The organism is Novosphingobium sp. YAF33, assembly GCF_052113265.1.
Lineage (GTDB): Bacteria > Pseudomonadota > Alphaproteobacteria > Sphingomonadales > Sphingomonadaceae > Novosphingobium.
In genome coordinates this window covers 294277-315180 of sequence record NZ_JBFRCW010000004.1, presented here as the reverse complement: position 1 = coordinate 315180, position 20904 = coordinate 294277, and the positions used below count along the sequence as shown (strand labels likewise).

Below are 20904 nucleotides of genomic sequence, written 5' to 3'. Positions count from 1 at the left end.
CAGGGGCGAGACCGCAAGAAATGATCGAGAGCACGGCGGAGAGCAACGGCGACATCGTGGCCCAGCGCCGCGCACATATCCTGGAGATCGCGCGCGGTGCGGGCAGCGTGAGCGTGGACGATCTTGCGGAGCGACTGAGCGTGACCCCGCAGACCATCCGCAAGGACCTGAACGTCCTGGCCGGGCAATCTCTGCTCTCGCGCGTTCACGGCGGCGCGCTCATCACCTCGGGCGTGGACAATCTGGCCTATGACAAGCGCCGGGATGTCGCCTCCGACGCCAAGGCGCGGATCGGCGCTGCCGCCGCGGCGCTGATCCCGGACGGGGCCTCGCTCTTCGTCAACATCGGCACGACCACCGAAGCCGTGGCGGCCAACTTCACACACCATCGCAATCTGATGGTGATCTCCAACAATCTCAACGTGATCGACACTCTCTCCAGCCATCCCGCGCTCGAACTTGTCAGCGTGGGCGGCAAGGTCAGGACCGGCGACCGGGCCGTGGTAGGCGCGCTCGCCATGCGCTTCATCGAGAATTTCCGCGTCGATTATGCCCTGATCGGCATTTCCGCACTGGATGCCGATGGCAGCCTGCTGGACTTCGCCATCGACGAGGTCGAAGTTTCGCAGACGATCATCCGCAACGCCCGCAAGGTGATCCTCGTGGCCGATTCCTCGAAAGTCGGGCGTTCCGCCCCGGTGCGGGTCTGCGGGATGGAAGCCATCGACTTTTTCGTCTGCGACCGTGTTTCCGATCCCGACTTGCGCAGCGCCTGCGAGCGTAACGGCGTGAACCTGATCGAAACGCAGCTGCCCGGCGCCTGAAAGGCTCTCAGGGTTTCAGGATCCAGGAGTGAAGATGTCCCGCGCGAAACGGTGGAAGACGGTATTGCCGGCCGCGTTGGGCTTGGCGGCGGCAGGGTTCGCCCTGATGCGCGCCAACCGGCTGCCACGGCGCGACGTCTCTTCCGAGCCCCCTGCCCGCCATCATGGCGAGCCGCCGCTGGCCCGCGCGGCCAGCGGGCGCGCCGCGCGCAATCCGGGACAGTCCGGCGTCCATCTCTTGACCGACGGGGTCGATGCCTTTGCCGCGCGTCTGCTCCTCGCCCGCGCCGCAGAGCGCACGCTCGACCTGCAATATTACATCTGGCACGGCGACCGCACCGGCACCCTCCTGCTGGAAGCGGCTTTCGAGGCGGCCCAGCGGGGGGTCAGGGTGCGCCTGCTGCTGGACGACAACGGCATCGCCGGGCTCGACCGCGTACTCTCCGCGCTGAACGACCATCCCAACATCGAAGTGCGCCTCTTCAATCCCTTCCGCATCCGCTACCCCAAGGCGATCGGTTTCGCGGTGGACTTCGGCCGGCTGAACCGCCGGATGCACAACAAGAGCTTCACGGTCGACGGGGCCGTCACCATCGTCGGCGGGCGCAATATCGGCGACGAGTATTTCGGCGCAGGCGACGGTGCGCTGTTCGCGGACATGGACGTACTGGCCATCGGGCCGGTCGCCCGCGACGTGGAAACCGATTTCCAGCGCTATTGGGACTGCCCGTCCGCCTATCCCGCCCGGCAGATCCTGCCACGCGTCGGCGCACGCCAGCTTGCCAAGCTGCGGTCGCGCGCCTCCATCGTCGAGCGCGACCCTTCGGCGCGCCGCTATGTCGAACGTCTGCGCAGCCTGCCGCTGGTTCGTGAATTCGTTGCCGGCGAGCTTGATTTCGAATGGACCGAGGTCGAGCTGATCAGCGACGATCCCGCCAAGACCCTTGCGGACCTGGATCACGAGCGCCTGCTTGCAGGCAAGCTGGACGGCGCGATCGGCGATCCGCACCGCGAGCTGGCCATCGTCTCGGGATACTTCGTCCCCGGCGAACAGGGCGCCGAGCAGCTCTGCGCCCTCGCCCGTGACGGCGTCCAGGTGACCGTGCTCACCAATGGCTATTCGGCGACCGACGTGGCGCTCGTGCACGCGGGCTACGCACCTTGGCGCAAGGTGTTGCTGGAAGCTGGCGTGCGCCTGTTCGAAACGGCGGCCCAGGTCCGCGATGCGCCGTCGAAGAAACAGCGCCGCGAGGGAAATCGGCTCGGCATCGGCAGCCGGTTGCGGGCATCGGGCAGCGGATCCTTCGCGGCCTTGCGCTCGGGTGCCTCGACGATCCACGCCAAGACTTTCACGGCCGACCGCGAGCGTGTCTTCATCGGATCGTTCAACTTCGATCCGCGGTCGCTGAAGCTCAACACCGAACTGGGCTTCATCATCCACAGCCCGCTCATCGCGGGACAGGTTGCGGACGCCTTCGAAACGATCGTGCCCGATGCCGCCTATGCCGTGACGCTCGGGCCGGACGGCGCCCTGACGTGGAGCTGCGGCACCGGGAGCGAACGCACCGTCCAGCGGAACGAGCCGGGCATGGGCTCGCTCGATCACCTGCTGGTCGGCGTGGCGAGCCATCTTCCGATCGGCTGGCTGCTCTGAAAGGCATTTTCCAACCGGGTGGCATCGCCTGATGACCCGGAAAGTACGACAAACCAACTGCGCTGACCGGCGTGCTGCCTGAGGATCGGCGATAGGCTCTGGTCTTGTCCGGCATGTTCGGTCATCCTGCGGATCCGGTTCTTTCAGGCCCGGTTCTTTCAGGAGACTGCGTGTACCAACCGACGATGTTTGCCGTGGGCGCCATGATCGCCGCTACCGCCGCCGCTCCGGCCGCGCTGGCGGATACACCGCGCGAGATCCTGACCGCCGCGGCATTCCAGGCCCCTGACAAGAAGAAGGCGCTTGCGCTCATAGGACAGGCGATCAACGCCTCGGACCGGATACTCGCCGCGCGCCCGGGTGACCGGGAAGCCACGCTCCAGCGCGGCGTCGCCATCGGCTACCGCGCCAAGCTCACGCGCAGCCGAACCGACGCACGCACCTCGCTGGAGATCTTCCAGCGCCTCGCCGCGCAGAACCCCCGCAATCCCGAAGCACAGATGGTCATCGCCGGTTGGCATCTCGACGCCATCGACCAGCTCGGCGGGCTCATGGCCCGCACCATGGTCGGCGCCAGGGCCGATGCCGGAGAGGCTGCGCTTTCCCGCGCCGTTTCGCTGGGGGGAGACAGGGCGTTCTACCTCGGCCTGGCCGCCATGATGCACATCCGCAAGGACCCCGCCGATGTCGCGCAGGCCCGCCGCTGGGCCGAGGCTGCGGCCAGCGCTTCCGCGCCGACACCGCTCGACGCCCAGATGAAGCGCGCCGCGGCAGCCATTCTCCCCTCCCTTCGCGCCAACGACGGCAAGGCCGCCGCCCGGCTCGCCCGCAAGCTGCTGCCGTTCGGCAAGCTGGCGGACTAGGCTGGAAAGGCAGGCCGCGGGTTTCATTTCGCGGCCGAATGCCTATATGCCTGCTGTCGGCACGCCCGCGTGACAGATGGACGGCCAATTCGACGGAGGGGATCTTACAAGTCCGCGAATTCGAAAGTTGCCCATGTCCCTTCCCCTCCCCAGCTCGCAGGCCCCATGTTGAGGCCGCGCCGTCGCGGCATGGCCTCGGTCAACGCGGAAGTGCGCGACGGTATCGTCCCCGCTGCCGGTTCGCTCGCCAAGACACGCGACGAAGGCCCCGCGGTTTCGGGTGCGAACTATCGGCTGGTGGCGCTCATCATCGCTTCTGCCCTGTTCATGGAATTCGTGGACGCAACCGTTCTGGCAACCGCCTTGCCGACCATGGCGCGGGACTTCGGGGTGCGGCCGCAGGAAATGAGCGTGGCGCTCACCTCCTACCTGCTGGCATTGGCGGTCTTCATCCCGGCTTCGGGCGTGATCGCGGACCGCTTCGGATCGCGAACGGTGTTTCGCGCCGCCATCCTGCTTTTCGTTCTCGGCAGCCTTGCCTGCGGCCAGTCCTGGACGCTGGAGATGATGGTCGTCTCGCGGTTTCTCCAGGGGGTTGGCGGGGCCATGATGATCCCCGTCGGCCGGCTCGTCCTGCTGCGATCGGTGGCGAAGCAGGACATGGTCAATGCGATGTCCTGGCTGCTGGTGCCGGCCCTGATCGGCCCGATAATCGGCCCTCCGCTGGGAGGCTTCATCGTCACTTACCTCGACTGGCGCTGGATCTTCTACATCAACCTGCCGATGGGCGTGCTCGGCTTCTGGCTGGTCGGCCGCTTCATTGCCAACATCCGCGAGGACCAGCCCGCGCCGTTCGACACGCTGGGCTTCGTGCTGAGCGGGCTCTCTTTGGGCTGCCTGCTGTTCGGTTTCGAGATGGCCAGTCGTCCGAACGAAGGCGCCCTAGCGGCCGCGCTGATCGTTGTGGGCCTCGTGACGGGGACGTTCTATGTCCTCCACGCGCGCAAGCGGGAAAGCGCGATCCTGGACCTTTCGCTGCTGCGTGACGAGACGTTTCGCCTGTCGGTGATCGCCGGTTCGATCACGCGCATCACCCAGGGCGCGCAGCCCTTCCTCCTGCCCCTGATGATGCAGGTCGGTTTCGGTTTCTCGGCAGCGCGCAGTGGCACCATCACGGTGGCCACGGCGATCGGCTCGCTGGCCATGAAAAGCTTCGCCCCGCGCGTGCTGCGCCGCTTCGGTTTCCGGCGCGCGCTGGTGTGGAACGGGGTGATCGCCACGGCCGGCTATGCGATCTGCGGTCTGTTCAATCCGAGCTGGCCGGTCTGGGCAATGTTCTGCGTGCTGGGCCTGTCCGGTTTCTTCATGTCGTTCCAGTTCACCGCCTACAATACGATCGCCTATGACGGCATCGACAAGACGCAGATGAGCCGCGCCACGGCGTTCTACTCCACCTTCCAGCAGCTCATGCTCTCGCTGGGCATCTGCGTGGCCGCACTTGCGCTGCACCTCGCGATGATGGCCAACGATCACGCCGCGCCGTCATTGGCCGATTTCTCCATCGCCTTCTGGGTGGTGACGGCGATCTCGCTGACGGCCTCGTTCTGGAACCTGCGCTTCGCGCCCGACGCCGGGTCCGAGATCAGCGGTCACGCCGAAACCGGACAGCCCGAGCGCCGGGAAGAGCACGCCTGACGAATTGACCTCGATCATGGTGCCTTGCCTCCCAAAAGTGCAGGCATTCGCGGCGAGGAATGGAAAAGAGAAAGCGCGATAATGACGCATGACGTTGTGGTGGTAGGTGCCGGTCCCGCAGGCCTCGCTTTCGCCGCCGCGCTGGCGGGATCGGGACTGCGCATCGCCGTGATCGAGCGACAGCCCGCCTCGGTACTGGCAGATCCCCCCATGGACGGGCGCGAGATCGCCCTGACCCATCGTTCGATCCGCGCCTTGCAGGAACTGGGCGGCTGGCCGCTCATCGACGCGGAGGCGATCGCGCCCCTGCGCGAAGCCCGCGTACTGAACGGCGGGTCTCCTTTCGCGCTCTCCTTCGGCAGCGGCGGTGCGGAAAGGCTGGGGCAGCTCGTCCCCAACCACCTCATCCGCCGGGCGCTGTTCAGGGTCGTGGCGGACTTGCCAGAGGTCGAGGTGCTGGCAGGGCGGAGTGTTGCGTCCATGGGCGGCGCGATCGGCAGCGGCGCGCAAGGCGTATCCGTCAGACTGGAAGATGGCAACCGGCTCGAAGCGCGCTTGCTGGTGGGCGCGGATTCCCGGTTCTCCTTCGTGCGCGAGCAGCTGGGCATCGGCGCGGAAGTGAACCGTCTGGGCCGCTCCATGCTGGTCTGCCGGGTGGCGCATGAAGGCGATCATCAGGGTATCGCGACGGAATGGTTCGACCATGGGCAGACGATGGCAATGCTGCCGCTGAACGGCCGCCGGTCTTCCGCCGTGCTGACGCTGGCGTCGGCCGAGATCGCGCAATTGGCCGCGCTCGATGCCGAGGCGCTGGGCGCCGAGCTGACGCGCCGCTACGAAAGCCGACTGGGACGGATGCAGGCCATCGGCAGCCCTCATGTCTATCCCCTGGCCACCACGTATGCCCATCACTTCGCGGCCCGGCGCGCGGCGCTGATCGGCGATGCCGCCGTCGGCATGCACCCGGTGACCGCCCACGGCTTCAATCTGGGTCTGGCAAGCGCCTGCTCTCTGGGCAAGCTGGTCGCTCAGGCGGCCTTGCAAGGCGGCGACATCGGGGGCGGCATGCTGCTCCGCCGCTACGAGGCCGCGCACCGGCTGGCCACCCGGCCGATCTATACCGCGACCAATCTGATCGTCGGGCTCTACACGGCCGAGCATCCCGCGGCACGCGCGGCGCGCCATGCCGGGTTGAGGGCCGCGGCCCGGCTGCCGCTCGTCTCCAGGAGCGTCAGCAGACTGCTGATGCAGCGCTGAGCCCCCCTTCCTCCATCACCCGTATTGCTGTTCCACCAGCCCATGAACGCGGCGGAACGCGGCATTGGCACCCTCGATCACCCGCATTTCTTCCGCCTCGTCCAGCGCCACCTCGTCCAGCGCCCCGGTGAACGAGCGCCAGTGCTGGGCTCGGCCATCGGGATGACCGGCCAGGTGGCGCGCGCCGTGGTTCTCGTCGAGCCCCAGCGCGCGGGCCATCTTGAACAGGAAGGCCGCGCCGAGGTTGGATCCCTCGGCCACATAGAGCCAGCCCAGCGCCGTCGGCACGTGGATCTCTCCGCGCGCGAAGCGCGGTGCCTCGGTCTGCTCTGCCGGCGCAAGCGACAGGTCCGCCAGATCCTGCCCGATCTGGGCAAAGCGCCGACGCTCGGCGAGATCGGGCACCAGGGCCGCGATTGCCGGATCGTCGTAGAGCGCGTCGATGTCGCGGTGGAAGGCGTGTTGCACGGCCAGGAAGCGACCGTAATTGGCCAATGCCGCGAAGGGCTCGCCCGCCATGATCCGCTTGTCGAGCTGATCGTGCGCCTGCGTGGTAGCCGCCTTGAGACGCTTCGCCCTTCCGACTTCGGATCCGCTACCGGCTCCGATTTCGGGGCCGATTTCAGCCGGGGTCTGAAGTGTCGTATTCATGGGAAGTCCTTCTTCGATTGCCACATGACATGCCGGGGCGCGGCCTCAGCGCCCCGGCATGTCATGTCAGAACGCCAGTATCATCGAGGCCTTGTAGGTCCGTCCCGGCTGGCTGTAATAGCTCTGCGAGACCGTGGCGCTGTCCGAAATGTCGAGCGCGTTGTAATAGGTCTTGTCGAGGATGTTGTATACGCCGCCCTGGAGGCGCAGGCCCTCGAACAGCCCCGGCTTAACCCATGCCGTAAAGTCGACGATGCCGTAGCCCGGCGTCTTGTTGATGGTCGATGTCGGGTCTTCGACCTTGTTTCGCTTGGCGGCCACGGTGGCGGAAAGGTCGGCCCCGAAGCGCTCCTGGCTATAGCCGAACCCGGCGATGCCGCGCAGCGGCGGGATCGAGTTCAGGTAAGTGTCTTCATCCGTGTCCTTGCCGTGGGCATAGGCGATGGAACCCCAGACGCGCCAGTTTTCCGTCAGCGCCCACTGGGCACTGGCCTCGATGCCGTAGATGCGGACATGGGCGCGGTTGACGTACTTGAACACACCGAAGGGATAGCTGCCGCTAAGCCCGGCGGCCGAGGCCGTCGTGGTGATGGTGTCGATGAAGTTGCGATAGTAGTTGTCGTAGAAGCTGACTTTGGCGCCGCGCTTGGCATCGCCGAATTTCAGGCCCAGTTCGTAGCCCTTGCTCGTTTCCGGCTTCAGGTCCGGGTTGCCGATGCTGACGTAGCTGCCGGTGCCGCCATAGGTCAGGTAGAGTTCCGTGGCGGAAGGCGCGCGGAAGGCCTGGGCATATTGCGCATAGGCCGTCAGCCCCGGCACGACATCGTATTCGGCCATGATCTTGGGCGAAAAGCGGGAGTCGCTGGAGCGTTCGGGAAGGCCCTCATAGGCCGCATTCACCGTATAGCTCGGCGTGTCCTGGGGTGTGCGGCGATACCAGTCGAAACGCAGGCCCGGCGTCAGGTGGAAGGCGCCGAACGTCATCCGGTCCTGCAGGAACAGGCCGAGATCGATGCCGTCGACATCGGGCATGTCGGACTGGTTCACATGAAGAAACGAGCACGAGTAGATCGCCGCCGTGCAGTTATCGACGCCGGACGCATACTGCGTCGTCCTGGTCGCATAGACCTCGCCGCCGAGGCTGATCGCATGTTGCACCGCGCCGGTGGCCGCGCGCCCGACGATGGAGCCGTTCGCACCCCAGGATTCGTCCTGAAGGTCGCTGTCGCGGTCGTACTGCCCTATCGGCGCGGTCTTGCGCATGGCCTGCGTATACGTGCGCAGGTTCAGGCGCTGCCAATAGCCTACGAGGTGAGCTTCCTGAACGAAGCCCTCGCCTTCGGCCTGATAATCGTAGGTACCGGCAATGCGCTTGCGCTTGTTCTGCTCCAGAGTGCCATAGGACGAATAGGTCGACCCGATGCTGGTGAGCGTGTCCTCGTCGTAGCTGCGCTTGAACGTCTCACCCGTCAGGCCGATGCGGTGGCCGCCGCCCAGGTACTGGTGGACCTTCACCAGCAGGTTTTCCTGGTCATAGGCCGCAGGGTTCCGGGCGGTCCGCGTCGTGCCGGTACCATCAATCTTGCCCTGGTTCTCGGTCTCGTGGCCGTTCTGGTAGCCGCCCTGGATCAGGACCAGCGTGTCTCCGGTACGGAAGGCGGCAGCCTGGTTGAGATAGACGCTGTCGCTGGCGCTGTCATACGTCGCCTTGCCGAGCGCGCCCTGCTTCTTGCCATCCGTCAGCAGGTCCTCGGGATCGAGCGTGCGCACCGCAAAGACCCCGCCGAGCGCGCCTTGGCCGAAGTAGCTGGAATCCCCGCTTTTCACGACATCGATCGCGCTCAGCGAGTTGAAATCGAAGGCCGCGACGCCGCCCTGCACGCCCCGCGCCCCGTCGCTCATCCAAGGCAGACGGATCCCGTCCACCGTCGTCAGCACGCGATTGGCGTCGAGGCCGCGGATGTTGATGCTCTGGTTGTTGGTGTTGAAGTTCACCCCCGCATCCACGCGCCGGGCGTAATCGGCGATATTGTCGACCATGCGCTCACGAAGCGTCTCGGCCGTGGTGGTGGTGGTGAGGACGGCCGGCTTGCCGGCGGCATTGCGGTCGACGCCCTGCTGCTGATTGCCGATCGCCGTATCCTCGACGCGGACGGAACCGAGCTTGACCGGGTCTTCGCTGGAAGTGGCGGCACCGTCGGCCGCCTGGGCCTGTGCACCGGCGCAGAGGATCGCCGCGGCGGCAAGGGCGGAAGTCTGTTTCAGCGCGCGCAACAGCGCACACCGCTTGGGAGAAGTCATTGATGCAAGATCCTACTGCTAATGATTCGCAGAAGCGTTACTTGCACAATGTCGCAGCGAAATTTCAATCCGCCTTTTCAATTTACGGTGGAGATCGGAACTTTCCCGCTAGCCCCGTTCGCAATCCCGCCATGCGTCGCCGGAACGTTTCCGAACCGCCACCGCGATATGATGCCCAAGGGAGATTTCACCTGCTCGCAGGATCGTGGAAAATGGCGGCAACCGGCAGGAAAGCCGGATGGGGAACGGGAGGACACATATGCCGCGAATTTCGAAGCTGAAACGAATGGCGTCGCTGGGGGCGCTTGCGTCGGCCCTGGTCGCGGGATCGGCCAGCGCGCAAACAGGAAGCGAAGTCGCCCCCGCTGCCGCACCGGCCTCGGCTGATTCCACCCCCATTAGCCAGAACGGCGAAATCATCGTCACGGCCCAACGCCGTGCCGAACGGTCCGTGGACGTGCCGATCACGGTGACGACGCTCAGCGAGGAAACGCTGAAGGAAACCGGTGTGCGGCAGCTTTCCGACATGTCCAAGGTCGTCCCGGCCCTGCGCTTCGACAAGGCGGGCGTCTACACCCAGCCCACGATCCGCGGCGTCGGAACGGCGATCACCACGTCCGGCGGTGGCCCCAACGTGGCGACTTACGTCGATGGCTTCTTCCTGCCCAGCGCCGCCGCAACGGACTTCCAGCTACTCAAGGTCCAGAACATCCAGGTTCTGAAAGGGCCGCAGGGTACCCTGTTCGGCCGCAATACCACCGGCGGCGCGATCCTGGTCACCACGGCCGAGCCCAGCCAGGACGCAGCGGGCGAATTCCGCGTGTCCTACGGCCGGTTCGATACGGTCGAAGTCCAATCCTATGCAACCTCGGGCATTACCGAGGGCGTCGCATTCGATGTGGAGGGCCTCTATCGACGCAGCGACAACTTCCAGCGCAACATCATCGACGGCAACGATCAGGTCGGCAAATACAACCGCTGGTCGATCCGCACCGGCCTGAAAGCCGATCTGACACCGGATATCAGCGTGCTGCTGCGCTACACCCATGCGCAGACGGACGATCCCTCGTCGCTGATGCACAATGCCTTCGTGGACAAACAGGGCACCCCGTGGATCTACCAGTTCACGCCTGCGGGTCTCTACGCCACGAAACCCAACGAAGTGGCGCTCAATCCCGCGGACGGCATCGGCGCCCGTACCAACACCGACGTGATCCAGGGCACGATCAAGGCCGATCTCGGGTTTGCCAACCTCACTTCCTACACCCAGTTCCGCGACGAACGCGTCACCAGCGTGCAGGACCTCGACGCGACGGCCCTGCCGATCTTCACGATCCGCATCGGTTCCAACAGCAAGACTTTCACGCAGGAGGTACTGCTGAGTTCGAAGGCCGGATCGCCGCTCCAGTGGACCACCGGCGTCTACTACTTCCGTAACCGGGACACCTGGCCCACCGATGCCAAGCTGGGCACCGCACCTTTTGCGCGTAACGGCGAATCCGGGACGCTATCTCAGTCCATCGCCGTCTTCGGCGACGCCACCTACGAGGTCACCCCGCAGTTCTTCGTGACGGCCGGTGCGCGCTACAGCCACGACTGGGTCGACCAGGCCTACTTCCTGCGCGCGCTTACCGCCTCGGTCTACGAGGATGAGAACGGCAACGCCGTGCCCTTCGGATCGTTCGCGACAACCCCTCTCTACACCCGTTTCAACGTGCCCAAGCTGACGAACAACCGCGTCACCCCGCGTTTCGTCCTGCGCTACAAACCTAACGAGGAATCCAGCGTCTACGCCTCCTTCACGCAAGGCTACAAGGCAGGGCTGCTGAACGTCGGCGGCTATTCCTACCGCCCGGTCAAGCCCGAGAAGATCAATGCCTACGAACTGGGCTACAAGTACGGCGACGGCCGGTTCACCGCCGAACTTTCCGGGTTTTACTACGACTACAAGAACCTGCAGGTGTCGAGCTTCCAGGCCGGAACCGCCCGCATCACCAATGCTGCCAGCTCGGAGATCTACGGCATCGAAGGCCAGGCCAGCGCCCGCGTCACCAACGACCTTACCGTCAGCGGCGGGCTTGCCTGGACTCACGCCCGCTACAAGACCTTCCCCAACGCACCGTTTTATCAATTCTGCGACCCCGCGGCCGTCTTCGGTACCTCGCCGGTGGCCTGCACGCCGCCAAGCCTTGGCGGCCTTGGTCCCGGTGCCCTGGTCGAGACCACCAAGGATGCCAGCGGCTTCAAGATGCAGCGTACCCCTGCGCTGACCGGCAACCTGGCGGTGTCCTATGGCATCGACCTGGCGGGCGGCCGGCTGAACCTGTCCAGCAACCTCTACTACACGTCCGCCTTCTATTTCGGCATCGCGGAGCAGTTCAAGCAGAGCCAGTACGCGCTCCTCGGCGTCCGCGCGGAATGGGTCGATCCTTCGGGCAAGATCTCGGTCGCGCTGTTCAGCGAGAACGTCACCAACCATCGTTACCGGGCCGCCGTGAACTACGCCTCGCTCGGCGTAGGCAGCATCTGGGCCGATCCGATCACTTACGGCCTCACCTTGGGGGTGAGATACTGATCCGGCTCGGAAGCGCCTCTGCCTGAAAGGCGCCGCCTTTTCGTTGCGCAATCGGCCAGGTCAATCTAGGATATCGAATGTCCATGATTGACCTGGCCTGCGCATGAATCTCAAGAACCAGGTGGAATGGGCGCTCCATTGCTGCTCCGTGATGGCCGGTCTGCCTGAAGGTCGTTATCTCTCGACCCGCAGCCTTTCCGAATTTCACGGCGTGCCCAAGGAATATCTCGGCAAGGCCTTGCAGGGCCTGTCCAAGGCCGGGCTTGTGCATACGACCCTGGGTCCAAGCGGCGGCTACCGCCTCGCCAGGCCGGCACAAGCCATCACCTTCCTCGAAGTGGTGGAGGCGGTGGAAGGCCGCAAGTCGACATTCCAGTGCAGCGAGATCAGGGCGAACAACCCCTGCCGTCCGAAAGGCCTCTGCGACGACAAGCCTTGTGCCGTCGCCCGCATCATGTGGCGCGCGGATGAGGCCTGGCGCCAGACGCTGGCGGCCGTGACGCTGGCAGACCTGCAGGAGACCTTGCAGGAGGACGTGCCCGCCGACCTGCTCAAGCGCAGCTTCGACTGGCTGATGGAGCGAGCAGGCTGAAAGGGGCGAAAACCGCCCCTTTCGCGCAAGGCTGCCCGCGCCAGTTCAGGCCAGATTGGCTTTTTCGAGGCCGTAGAGCTTGTCCGCCGAACCGGGCACGGCCTGGAACGCTATGGCCAGTCGGTTCCAGGCGTTGATCGTCATCACCGCGAAGTTCAGGTCGACGATCTCCTTCTCGGAAAACGCCTCGCGAACCTCGGCATAGACCGCATCCGGGACGCCGCCCTCACCCAGTCGGGTCACCGCCTCGGTCCAGGCCAGAGCCGCCCTTTCGCGCGCATTGAACAGCGGCGATTCCCGCCAGATCGCGACATGATGGACGCGCAGGTCCCGCTCGCCGTGAATTCGGGCTTCCTTGACGTGCATGTCGAGGCAGAACGCGCATCCGTTCAACTGCGATGCGCGGATGTCGACAAGCGTCAAAGTGTTCTGCTCGATCGAGCCGTTCTTCACCGCTGCCGACAGATCCATCATCTTGCGAACGAGTTCGGGAGCCTGCTTCGCATAATCGATACGCTGGGACATTCGCTTCATCCTTCGGGATTGCTAATACGGATATTTAATATCCGTATTAGCAATCCCGTCAAGCGCCCTTATCCTTACAACGGCGTCTCATCCGTGCCGCCGGTGTCGTCGGGCAGTCACTTCGATAGGCCATAAGGCGGCTGTGACCCTTCCGATTCCCCGCACCATCGCCCGCTTCGAGAACGATCGGTGCCCTCATGCGTTTATCCCCATCACGATGGCAGTCGCCGGACGGGACATTCTCCTCTCCGACAGCGCGCCGTCTCCCGAGCCGCCGGCCGCGGCCTGTCAACCGGAGGGCCTGCCATGACAGCGGTCGCGAACGAGGAAGCCGAGCTCAAGCTGGAATTGGCCCCGGACAGCGCCGATCAGCTCGAAGCCTCGGGGTTGTTCGCGGGCGGGCCCGCCCTCATCCCGCAACATGCCATCTATTTCGACACCCCCGATCACGACTTGTCCAAGGCCGGGCTATCGCTGCGCGTGCGTCGCGACGGTTCGAAGCGGGTGCAGACAGTCAAAGCCGACGGCCCCTCGGCCGGCATGTTCATCCGGCCCGAATGGGAGCGTCCCGTTCCGGATGACGAGCCGATCATCGACCATACCACGCCGATCCCCGCGCTGTTGGGAGACCGCATTGCCTCGCTCGCCCCGGTGTTCACGGTGGACAACGAGCGCCGCCTCTGGGTCCGGGACGGCATCGAGATCACGCTCGATCGCGGCCATGTCATTGCGGCCGAACGCGAAACCCCGGTCTGCGAAGTCGAACTGGAACTGAAGGAAGGCAGCGCCGCCGCGCTCTTCGCCCTGGCGCGCCGGATCGATGCGATAGCTCCCGTTCGCATCGGCGTATCGAGCAAGGCCGAGCGCGGCTATCGCCTGCTCGGCCCCGCCCCCACCGCGACCAAGGCGCCCCGTGTCGTGCTCGAAACCGAGATGGACGCCGGCAAGGCATCCCAGGCGATTGCAGCGGCTTGCCTGCGCCATTTCCGGCTCAACGAGCCACTGGTACTGCATCACCGCGACGGCGCAGCCCTGCACCAGTCCCGCGTCGCGATCCGCCGCCTGCGCTCCGCGCTGACGCTCTTCAAGACCCTGTTCCCGGACGAGACGCGCCGCTGGTTCAATGGCGAACTGCGCTGGCTGGCCGGGGAACTGGGCAAGGCGCGAGACCTGGACGTGCTTGCGGACCAGGCGAGCGAAGGGCCGCTTTTCGACCGCATCACGACGGCGCGGGACGATGCCTATCTGGAGGCCATCGCCGCGCTCGATTCCCGGCGCGCGCGCATGCTCATGCTGGACCTGTCGGAATGGCTCGTTATCGGGGACTGGCTGACCGACGAGGATCGCCGCGCCTTACGCGAAACCACGGCGCGCGAATTTGCCGCCAATGCCCTCGAACGCTTTCGCCGCAAGGTCAAGAAAGGTGGGCGCCGGCTGGAGAAGCTGGACGATCATGCGCGCCATGAAGTGCGCAAGACCGCCAAGAAGCTGCGCTATGCCACGGACTTCTTCGTGGCGCTTTTCCCCGAGAAGCGTGAGCGCCGCCGCCACAAACGCTTTGTTTCCGCGCTGGAGGAACTGCAGGATCGCCTGGGCCTGCTCAACGATCTTGTCGGCGCCCCGGAATTGCTCGACAACCTTGGTCTCGCCGATGCGCCCGAGGCATCTCACCTGCTGGGCCACGACAAGAAGGCGGACCTTCTGGAAGCCGCCGCAGAGGCTTACGAGACTTTCGTCGATGCAAAACGCTTCTGGCGCTAAGCGGCGTCGTCCAGGTCAGCAGGGAAGATGGAGACGCGCGAAGTCCCCGTCGGTCGAGCGCCCCAGCATCGCGCGGTAGTCCGTGAAATGTGGCATCCCGTCCGTGACGAGACCCAGCGGCGGATCCTCTCCCTCCGGCAACTTGCGCAAGGCGAGCGGTGCGGCGGCGGGTACGAGCTGCGACCCGCTGCCCACTTCCAGCGTTGTCAGTATCCCGAAGAGCTGACCATCGATCGTGGGCCGCGACAGGATGGCCAGGCGGTACTGGCCCTGCTCGTTCGTCACGAGATAGATATGTCCGGACAGGTTCGGCATCGAGACATGGCCGGCCTGCTCGAACCGGGAATCCGAACGGCCTGATTCCGCAAAGCCGAGGCAGGCCTTTTCCGGCACCCAGCGCACGGTGGTGAGATAGGCGAATAGGCCGCCCGGCGTGCCGAAACTCGGCCTGATCGTCAGATAGCGACCTTCGAGCCAGGCAACGGCCGAGCGGGCATAGGCCCCCATGGACTCCGGCGCCACGTCGCCCAGGACCGGCGCCGCGGCAGGCGCAGGACGGCCCGCGCGCAAGTCGACACCCAGCGCCTCCTCGATGCGCAGCAGCGTTGCCAGCGTGAAGGAGCGCTTGCCTGCCAGCGCCTTTTCCAGAGTGGACAGGCTGATGCGCGCCATGTCCGCCAGCGCCTGACGCGAGATGCGGCGGCGGGCGATCTCCTCGCGCACGAGGCGAGCGGTTTCGGCGCCCTCGGCCGAAAGCGGTGAGGAATCGGCGGGCTCTGTTTCGGTCACTGTCATCGTGCGTCTCTTTCCGCACAAATCCGCACATGTCGTCAATCATTTCGTGCGCGTTCCGCATTCCCACACATGCATTCCGCATTTCCGCACATCTCGTGCCGGAACCGGCCGAAACTGCTCGTGGCTGTGCGGCATGGCATGCGCATAGACGAAGGGCTCCCCTAGCAGATGGAGCCCGCCATGCCGCAGTCCCCCGCCCCTCGTCCTCTCGGTCTCAGCCATTCCGGCCCCGGCATTCTGGCCATCCGCCGCACTTTGGCCATCCGCCGCGCCCTGGTCCCGGCAATCGTCCTGGCGCTCGGCGCGCCGCTTGCCGTGGCGGTCCATTCGACGGCCGCCGTCGCCGACGAAACCGCGGTGGACGATGCCGCTCCGGATGACGGGCCCGCCGCCGGCACACTCATGCTGCGCGGACAAGGCGCGGCGAAAAGCCTTCCGGCGGTCCGCCTCGGCACCGACATGGACGTCACTGTGACCGGACAGGTTGCCAGCGTGCGCGTAACCCAGGCCTTCCGCAACACCTCGGACAAGTGGATGGAGGCCAGCTATCTCTACCCCCTGCCTCAGGACGGCGCGGTGGACTCGCTGAAGATGGTGGTCGGCCAACGCGTGATCGTCGGCCACATCGAACCGCGCGCGAAAGCCCGTGAGACTTATGAGGCCGCCAAGGCCAGCGGCCGCAAGGCCGGTCTCGTCGAGCAGCAGCGCCCCAACATGTTCAGCACGATGGTCGCCAATGTCGCCCCCGGCGAGACCGTGCTGATCGCGATCGAATATCAGGCACCGGTCAGCCAGGCGAACGGCACGTTCTCGCTGCGCCTGCCGCTGGTCGTGGGGCCGCGCTATACGCCGCCGCATACCTTGGGCTCGGCCGCGGCGGTCGAGGACGCCCATGCCGTGACCGCCCCGCCGGTTCTGGATCCCGCGCTTGGCGCCAGACTGGGTGGCGGACGGGGCGACGGCCTCAATCCCACCTCGATCTCGGTCCATCTCGCGCCCGGCTTCGAGGTTGCCAACCTGATCAGTCGCTATCACCGGATCAACGTCGCCGGGGCCACCGACAACCGCACCGTGACCCTTGCCGACGCCACCGTTCCCGCCAACCGCGATTTCGTGCTCGACTGGCGCTCCGCTTCGGCCGACCCCGCGCTCGGCCTGTTCGCCCAGCATACGGACAAGGGCGACTACGTCATGGCCGCAATCACGCCGCCGGCCAATCTCGACGGCCTTCCCCGCCCCCCGCGCGAGATGGTCTTCGTAATCGACAACAGCGGCTCGATGGGCGGTGATTCCATGGAGGAGGCCAAGGCCAGCCTCATCCACGCGCTCGGCACCTTGCGCCCGCAGGACCACTTCAACGTGATCCGCTTCGACGACACGATGACGCGCCTGTTCGAGCACAGCGTGTCCGCCACCTCGGACCAGGTCGCGCTCGCCACCCGCTTCGCGGAATCGCTCCAGGCGCAAGGCGGCACCGAGATGCTCCCCGCGCTAAAGGCCGCGCTGGACGATGCCGGGACCGGGGGCGGCACCAGTCCCGAAGTGCTGCGCCAGATCGTGTTCCTCACGGACGGCGAGATTTCCAACGAACGCGAGATGATGGCCGCGATCGGGGACGACGGGGGCCGCAGCCACGTCTTCATGGTCGGCATCGGCTCCGCGCCGAACGACTTCCTGATGGAGCGCATGTCGACCATCGGCGGCGGGGTCTATACCCATGTCGGCGCGCCCGGCGAAGTGGCTGCCAAGATGATGCCGCTACTCGATGTACTCAGCCATCCCGCGGTACGCGATCTCTCGGTGCGGGTCGAAGGCGGCTCGCTGGATCTCACCCCCTCGCGCCTGCCGGACGTCTACGCCGGACGGCCGCTGGTGCTCGTCGGCCGCAGCGACAAGCTTTCCGGAACGCTCACCGTCTCCGGCAACATCGGCGGCAAGCCCTGGGTGCAGCGGGTGGATCTCTCGGCTGCTTTGCCCAGCCCCGCCATCGAGAAGCTCTGGGCCCATCGCCGCATCACCGATGTCGAGGCCGACCGCGCCCTCGGCAAGCTGGAGGACGACCGCGCCGATGCCGAGATCGAACGGATCGGCATGGAGCACGCGATCGTCACGCGCCAGACAAGCCTGGTCGCCGTCGACGAAACGCCTGCGCGGCCTGCCGGTGCCCGCCTGACGCGCGAGGAATTGCCCATCAACCTGCCGGCCGGCTGGGACTTCGAAGCCCTCTTCGGCCAGGACGCGGTGCAGGCAGCACCCGGACAGGAAGGAACCGGCGATCTCGCTGCCATGCAGGCCCAAGCCCTGGAACTGCCGCAGACCGCGACCGGCTTTCTCGGCCTGATCGGCAAGGGGCTGGCGCTGCTGCTGGCGGGCATGACCGGCTTCGCCCTGCTCCTGCGCCGGAGGGCGGCATGAACGTCGCAATCCTGCGGACGGCGCCCCTCTGGTCCAACCGTTTGAAGGAGGTCGCGCGAGGACGCGGCCTCCTGGTCATCCTCCTGCTCGGGCTGTGCCTGACCGGCCTGGCGCAGATCGCATGCGGGCTCTACATCCCCGCCAAAGCCGCAGCGGCTCAGGTCCTGCTGGACCGCGCCTTCGACCGCAGTCGCGTCGATCACGCCCCGCGCAAGCCTTGGCCCTGGGCCGACATGACCCCCACGGCCCGGCTGGTGGTTCCCGGCCTTGGCATCTCAAGGATCGTGCTGGACAGCGGATCGGGCCAGGCTCTGGCTTTCGGCCCGACGCTGCTGCCGGGTGGAGCGGCCTTGGGACAGGCTGGAACCGCCGTGGTCGCCGCCCATCGCGACACCCATTTCCGGTTTCTGCGCGATATGAAGAAAGGCGATCTCATCTTCGTCCAGACCCGCGAAGGCCTGGAACGGCGCTACCGCGTCACCGGTGCCGAAGTGGTGCGATGGGACGGCTACGCCGTGGCCGATGCGCCGCTCGGCGAAAGGCTGGATCTGGTGACCTGTTTTCCCTTCGACGCGATCCGGAGCGGCCCGTGGCGCTACGTCGTCCATGCCGAAGCGGTCAGCCGGTGAACCGCACCGCAGATGAAAAGCCTCGCCGGCCGGCCCCATGAACCGGGACCGGCGAGGCCGTTACATCAGAAGTGGAACTTCACTTCGCCGCCGATGATGCGCGGCTCGTTGACCATGCTGGTCAGGTTGTTGAAGTCGATGGCGCCGACGATGCGGATCTGGTTGGTGATGTTGCGCGCGAAAGCGGCCACTTCGATGCCCATGGCATTGTCACGCCAGCCTGCACGCAGGCCGCCTTCCAGCGATGCCTTGCCGGTGAATTCCACCGAATCGTAGAGGAACAGGTTGACCGAGCTGCGGTAGGCCCAGTCGGTGTAAGCGAAGACTTCCTGGTTCTCGCTGATCGGCACCGTGTAGCTGGCCGTCCAATTGGCGATCCAGCGCGGCGCCTGCGGCAGGCGGTTGCCGTCGATGGAGACGAGCGAGGTGCCCGCCACGACCGGATCGAGCACGGTGCAGCCGCCCGAGCAGGGCTCGACCCTCAGGTCCGAGTCCTTGAGCTTGGTGAAGTTGTAGCTGCCACCTGCGGTCAGGGAGAGGCCCTCCACCGGGGTGATCGCCATTTCGCCCTCGACGCCCCAGCCGATCGCCTTCTTCGCGTTGATCAGCGTGGTCGTGTTGGACGCGCCGCCCACGGCGGTGAGCTGGATATTGCGCGTGTTCATGTAGAACACGTCCGCCGAGTAGCTGACCAGTCCGCGCTCTTCGCCCTTGAAGCCGACTTCGAACGAGGTCGTGGTCTGCGGCTTGGCTTCCGAGGCGACACCCGAGACGGCGTCGTTCTTCAGTGAAGCGCCCAGGTAGCCCGAAGCGGCGCGGGCGTAGAGCGAGTGGTCCGGGTCCAGCTTGTAAGTGGCGCTGCCATCCCAGGAAACCTTCGAGCCCTTGGCCCGGCCTTCGGAAAGCAGCACGCCATCGGCGGCGTTGAGGTTGCCGTACTTGCGGTCATGCGACCAGCGCAGGCCGCCGCGCAGGATGAGCGATTCCACCGGGGTATATTCGACCGAGCCGAACACCGCGTAAGTCTCGTTGTCGAGATGGCTGGTGTTGCCGTTGGTCTGGACGTTGGTGGTGCTCCAGCTCAGCGCCTCGGTGTCGAGGTTCTGGTTGAAGTAGTAGGCGCCGGCCTGGAAGCTGACGTCGCCGAACTTTTCCGAGGCGAAGCGCAGTTCCTGCGTGAATTCGCGCGGCTTGGCCTTGCTGCCGCTCTCGACCGAGAAGGGCACTGCGGCGGGATAGCTGCCGTCCACGTCACCGCGCGAGAAGACCTTCACCTTTTCCCAGCCGGTCACCGAGAACAGGGTGCCCAGGCCGTCGAAATCGTAGCTGGCCTGGACGTTGGTGCCCCAGCCGTCGAGGCGCTGCGGGTTGGAACCGTTCTGCGCGGTATGCTCGACGTCGAAACCGTCCACGAAGTCGTTGGTGCCGGGCTTGATGGTGTTGCCGCGGAACACGCGGGCCGAACCGCGCAAGTGGCGGCCATGGAGGTTCACCAGGACGTTGAGCGGGCCGTTGTCGTATTCCAGCAGGGCACGGCCGGCGAGATCGTCGTAACCGTCGAAGCGGCGCTCGTTGATCGTCTCGGCGTAGTCGTTCTTCACCCAGTCGTCGCGGTGCTGCAGGTTGCCGGCAACGCGGAAGCGCAGGGTTTCGGTGATCGGGCCGCTCAGCGCGAGTTCGCTGTTGATCGTGTTGTAGGTGCCCCAGGAAACACTGCCGTGGCCGGTGTAATGGTCGGTCGGGCGGGCCGAGGTCAGCTTGATCACGCCGGCCGGGGTGTTGCGGCCGAACAGGGTACCCTGCGGGCCCTTGAGCACTTCGATGTTCTCAAGGTCGAAGGCCGGGAAAGCCTTCAGGAACGGGCTTTCGAGCGCGATGTTGTCGTATACGACCGAGACCGGCTGGGCCGCGTCCGACGAGAAGTCGGTATTGCCCAGGCCGCGAATGTAGAAGCGCGGGAAAGTACGGCCGAACGACGATTCCGCCAGAAGGCTGGGCACGCGGCCGGACAGGAAGCGGATATCCTGGCCGCTGGAATTGATCGCGGCGAGCTTGTCTCCGCTCAGCGACGATACGGCGATCGGCACGTCGACGGCGCGTTCTTCGCGGCGGGTCGCGGTGACCACGATATCGGTGCTGCTGGCGCCTTCGCTGGCGGGCGAGGCGACGCTCTGCGCCTGCGCTGCGGCCGGCAGGGCGCAAGCAAGAGCGATGAGCGAAACGGCGGCACGATGGCGGAATCGACGCTGAGTCATGTTTTTATGAAACCCTGATTACCCTGAGACCTTGTTTGTCGCGCGGAGTAGGGACTTGCGGGTGCACTCGCAAACGCATTGTTTTCGATGCTGCGTTGCAGAAATAAGATCG

15 protein-coding genes are annotated in these 20904 nt (G+C 65.7%); 10 read left to right on the top strand and 5 right to left on the bottom strand.

Translation table 11 applies throughout. From position 1 onward, the window contains the following. The first annotated feature begins 20 nt into the window (after nucleotides 1-20). The 5 genes from AB4Z00_RS10700 to ubiM all read left to right on the top strand — a co-directional run bounded on the left by AB4Z00_RS10700 (nucleotide 21) and on the right by ubiM (nucleotide 6293). Nucleotides 21-824, top strand: a complete 804-nt coding sequence (locus AB4Z00_RS10700) for a DeoR/GlpR family DNA-binding transcription regulator (protein ID WP_442045902.1) — start codon at nucleotides 21-23, stop codon at nucleotides 822-824. Between the two features lie 34 nt (nucleotides 825-858). Then, complete coding sequence (locus AB4Z00_RS10695; protein WP_442045901.1) at nucleotides 859-2478, top strand: phospholipase D family protein; 1620 nt, start codon at nucleotides 859-861, stop codon at nucleotides 2476-2478. A gap of 185 nt (nucleotides 2479-2663) precedes the next feature. Then, complete coding sequence (locus AB4Z00_RS10690) at nucleotides 2664-3341, top strand: hypothetical protein (protein ID WP_442045980.1); 678 nt, start codon at nucleotides 2664-2666, stop codon at nucleotides 3339-3341. Between the two features lie 165 nt (nucleotides 3342-3506). Further along, nucleotides 3507-5036, top strand: a complete 1530-nt coding sequence (locus AB4Z00_RS10685; protein ID WP_132265736.1) for an MDR family MFS transporter — start codon at nucleotides 3507-3509, stop codon at nucleotides 5034-5036. 81 nt (nucleotides 5037-5117) lie between these two features. Further along, on the top strand, nucleotides 5118-6293 hold the full coding sequence (ubiM, locus tag AB4Z00_RS10680) for a 5-demethoxyubiquinol-8 5-hydroxylase UbiM (RefSeq protein ID WP_442045900.1): 1176 nt from the start codon (nucleotides 5118-5120) through the stop codon (nucleotides 6291-6293). Between the two features lie 15 nt (nucleotides 6294-6308). On the opposite strand, the gene AB4Z00_RS10675 is transcribed toward ubiM, so the two are convergent. Next, complete coding sequence (locus AB4Z00_RS10675; RefSeq protein ID WP_442045899.1) at nucleotides 6309-6944, bottom strand: biliverdin-producing heme oxygenase; 636 nt, start codon at nucleotides 6942-6944, stop codon at nucleotides 6309-6311. Nucleotides 6945-7010: 66 nt separating this feature from the next. Continuing rightward, complete coding sequence (locus tag AB4Z00_RS10670; RefSeq protein WP_442045898.1) at nucleotides 7011-9245, bottom strand: TonB-dependent hemoglobin/transferrin/lactoferrin family receptor; 2235 nt, start codon at nucleotides 9243-9245, stop codon at nucleotides 7011-7013. A 259-nt stretch (nucleotides 9246-9504) separates the two neighbouring features. Between AB4Z00_RS10670 and AB4Z00_RS10665 the strand changes: the two genes are divergently transcribed. Further along, nucleotides 9505-11820: a TonB-dependent receptor gene (locus tag AB4Z00_RS10665; protein WP_442045897.1), complete on the top strand. Its 2316-nt coding sequence runs from the start codon at nucleotides 9505-9507 to the stop codon at nucleotides 11818-11820. A gap of 103 nt (nucleotides 11821-11923) precedes the next feature. Further along, a complete protein-coding gene (locus tag AB4Z00_RS10660) occupies nucleotides 11924-12412 on the top strand; it encodes an RrF2 family transcriptional regulator (protein WP_431567592.1) in 489 nt (162 codons plus the stop codon). A gap of 45 nt (nucleotides 12413-12457) precedes the next feature. On the opposite strand, the gene AB4Z00_RS10655 is transcribed toward AB4Z00_RS10660, so the two are convergent. Continuing rightward, nucleotides 12458-12937 carry a carboxymuconolactone decarboxylase family protein gene (locus AB4Z00_RS10655; RefSeq protein ID WP_134095551.1) on the bottom strand — a complete coding sequence of 160 codons (480 nt, stop codon included), beginning with the start codon at nucleotides 12935-12937 and terminating at the stop codon, nucleotides 12458-12460. A gap of 306 nt (nucleotides 12938-13243) precedes the next feature. Between AB4Z00_RS10655 and AB4Z00_RS10650 the strand changes: the two genes are divergently transcribed. Continuing rightward, nucleotides 13244-14698 (top strand): CYTH and CHAD domain-containing protein, encoded by a 1455-nt coding sequence (locus tag AB4Z00_RS10650; protein ID WP_442045896.1) that lies wholly within the window; start codon nucleotides 13244-13246, stop codon nucleotides 14696-14698. Nucleotides 14699-14713: 15 nt separating this feature from the next. Here the strand turns inward: AB4Z00_RS10650 and AB4Z00_RS10645 are convergent, their stop codons facing one another. Further along, nucleotides 14714-15493 carry a helix-turn-helix domain-containing protein gene (locus AB4Z00_RS10645; RefSeq protein ID WP_442045895.1) on the bottom strand — a complete coding sequence of 260 codons (780 nt, stop codon included), beginning with the start codon at nucleotides 15491-15493 and terminating at the stop codon, nucleotides 14714-14716. A gap of 180 nt (nucleotides 15494-15673) precedes the next feature. Here AB4Z00_RS10645 and AB4Z00_RS10640 point away from each other — a divergent pair, with 180 nt between their 5' ends. Then, nucleotides 15674-17908: a marine proteobacterial sortase target protein gene (locus tag AB4Z00_RS10640; protein WP_442045894.1), complete on the top strand. Its 2235-nt coding sequence runs from the start codon at nucleotides 15674-15676 to the stop codon at nucleotides 17906-17908. Next, nucleotides 17905-18537 (top strand): class GN sortase, encoded by a 633-nt coding sequence (locus tag AB4Z00_RS10635; RefSeq protein ID WP_442045893.1) that lies wholly within the window; start codon nucleotides 17905-17907, stop codon nucleotides 18535-18537. Before AB4Z00_RS10640 ends, AB4Z00_RS10635 begins: the two co-directional genes overlap by 4 nt. Nucleotides 18538-18602: 65 nt before the next feature. Here the strand turns inward: AB4Z00_RS10635 and AB4Z00_RS10630 are convergent, their stop codons facing one another. Further along, nucleotides 18603-20792 (bottom strand): TonB-dependent receptor, encoded by a 2190-nt coding sequence (locus AB4Z00_RS10630; RefSeq protein WP_314466466.1) that lies wholly within the window; start codon nucleotides 20790-20792, stop codon nucleotides 18603-18605. Nucleotides 20793-20904 lie beyond the last annotated feature (112 nt).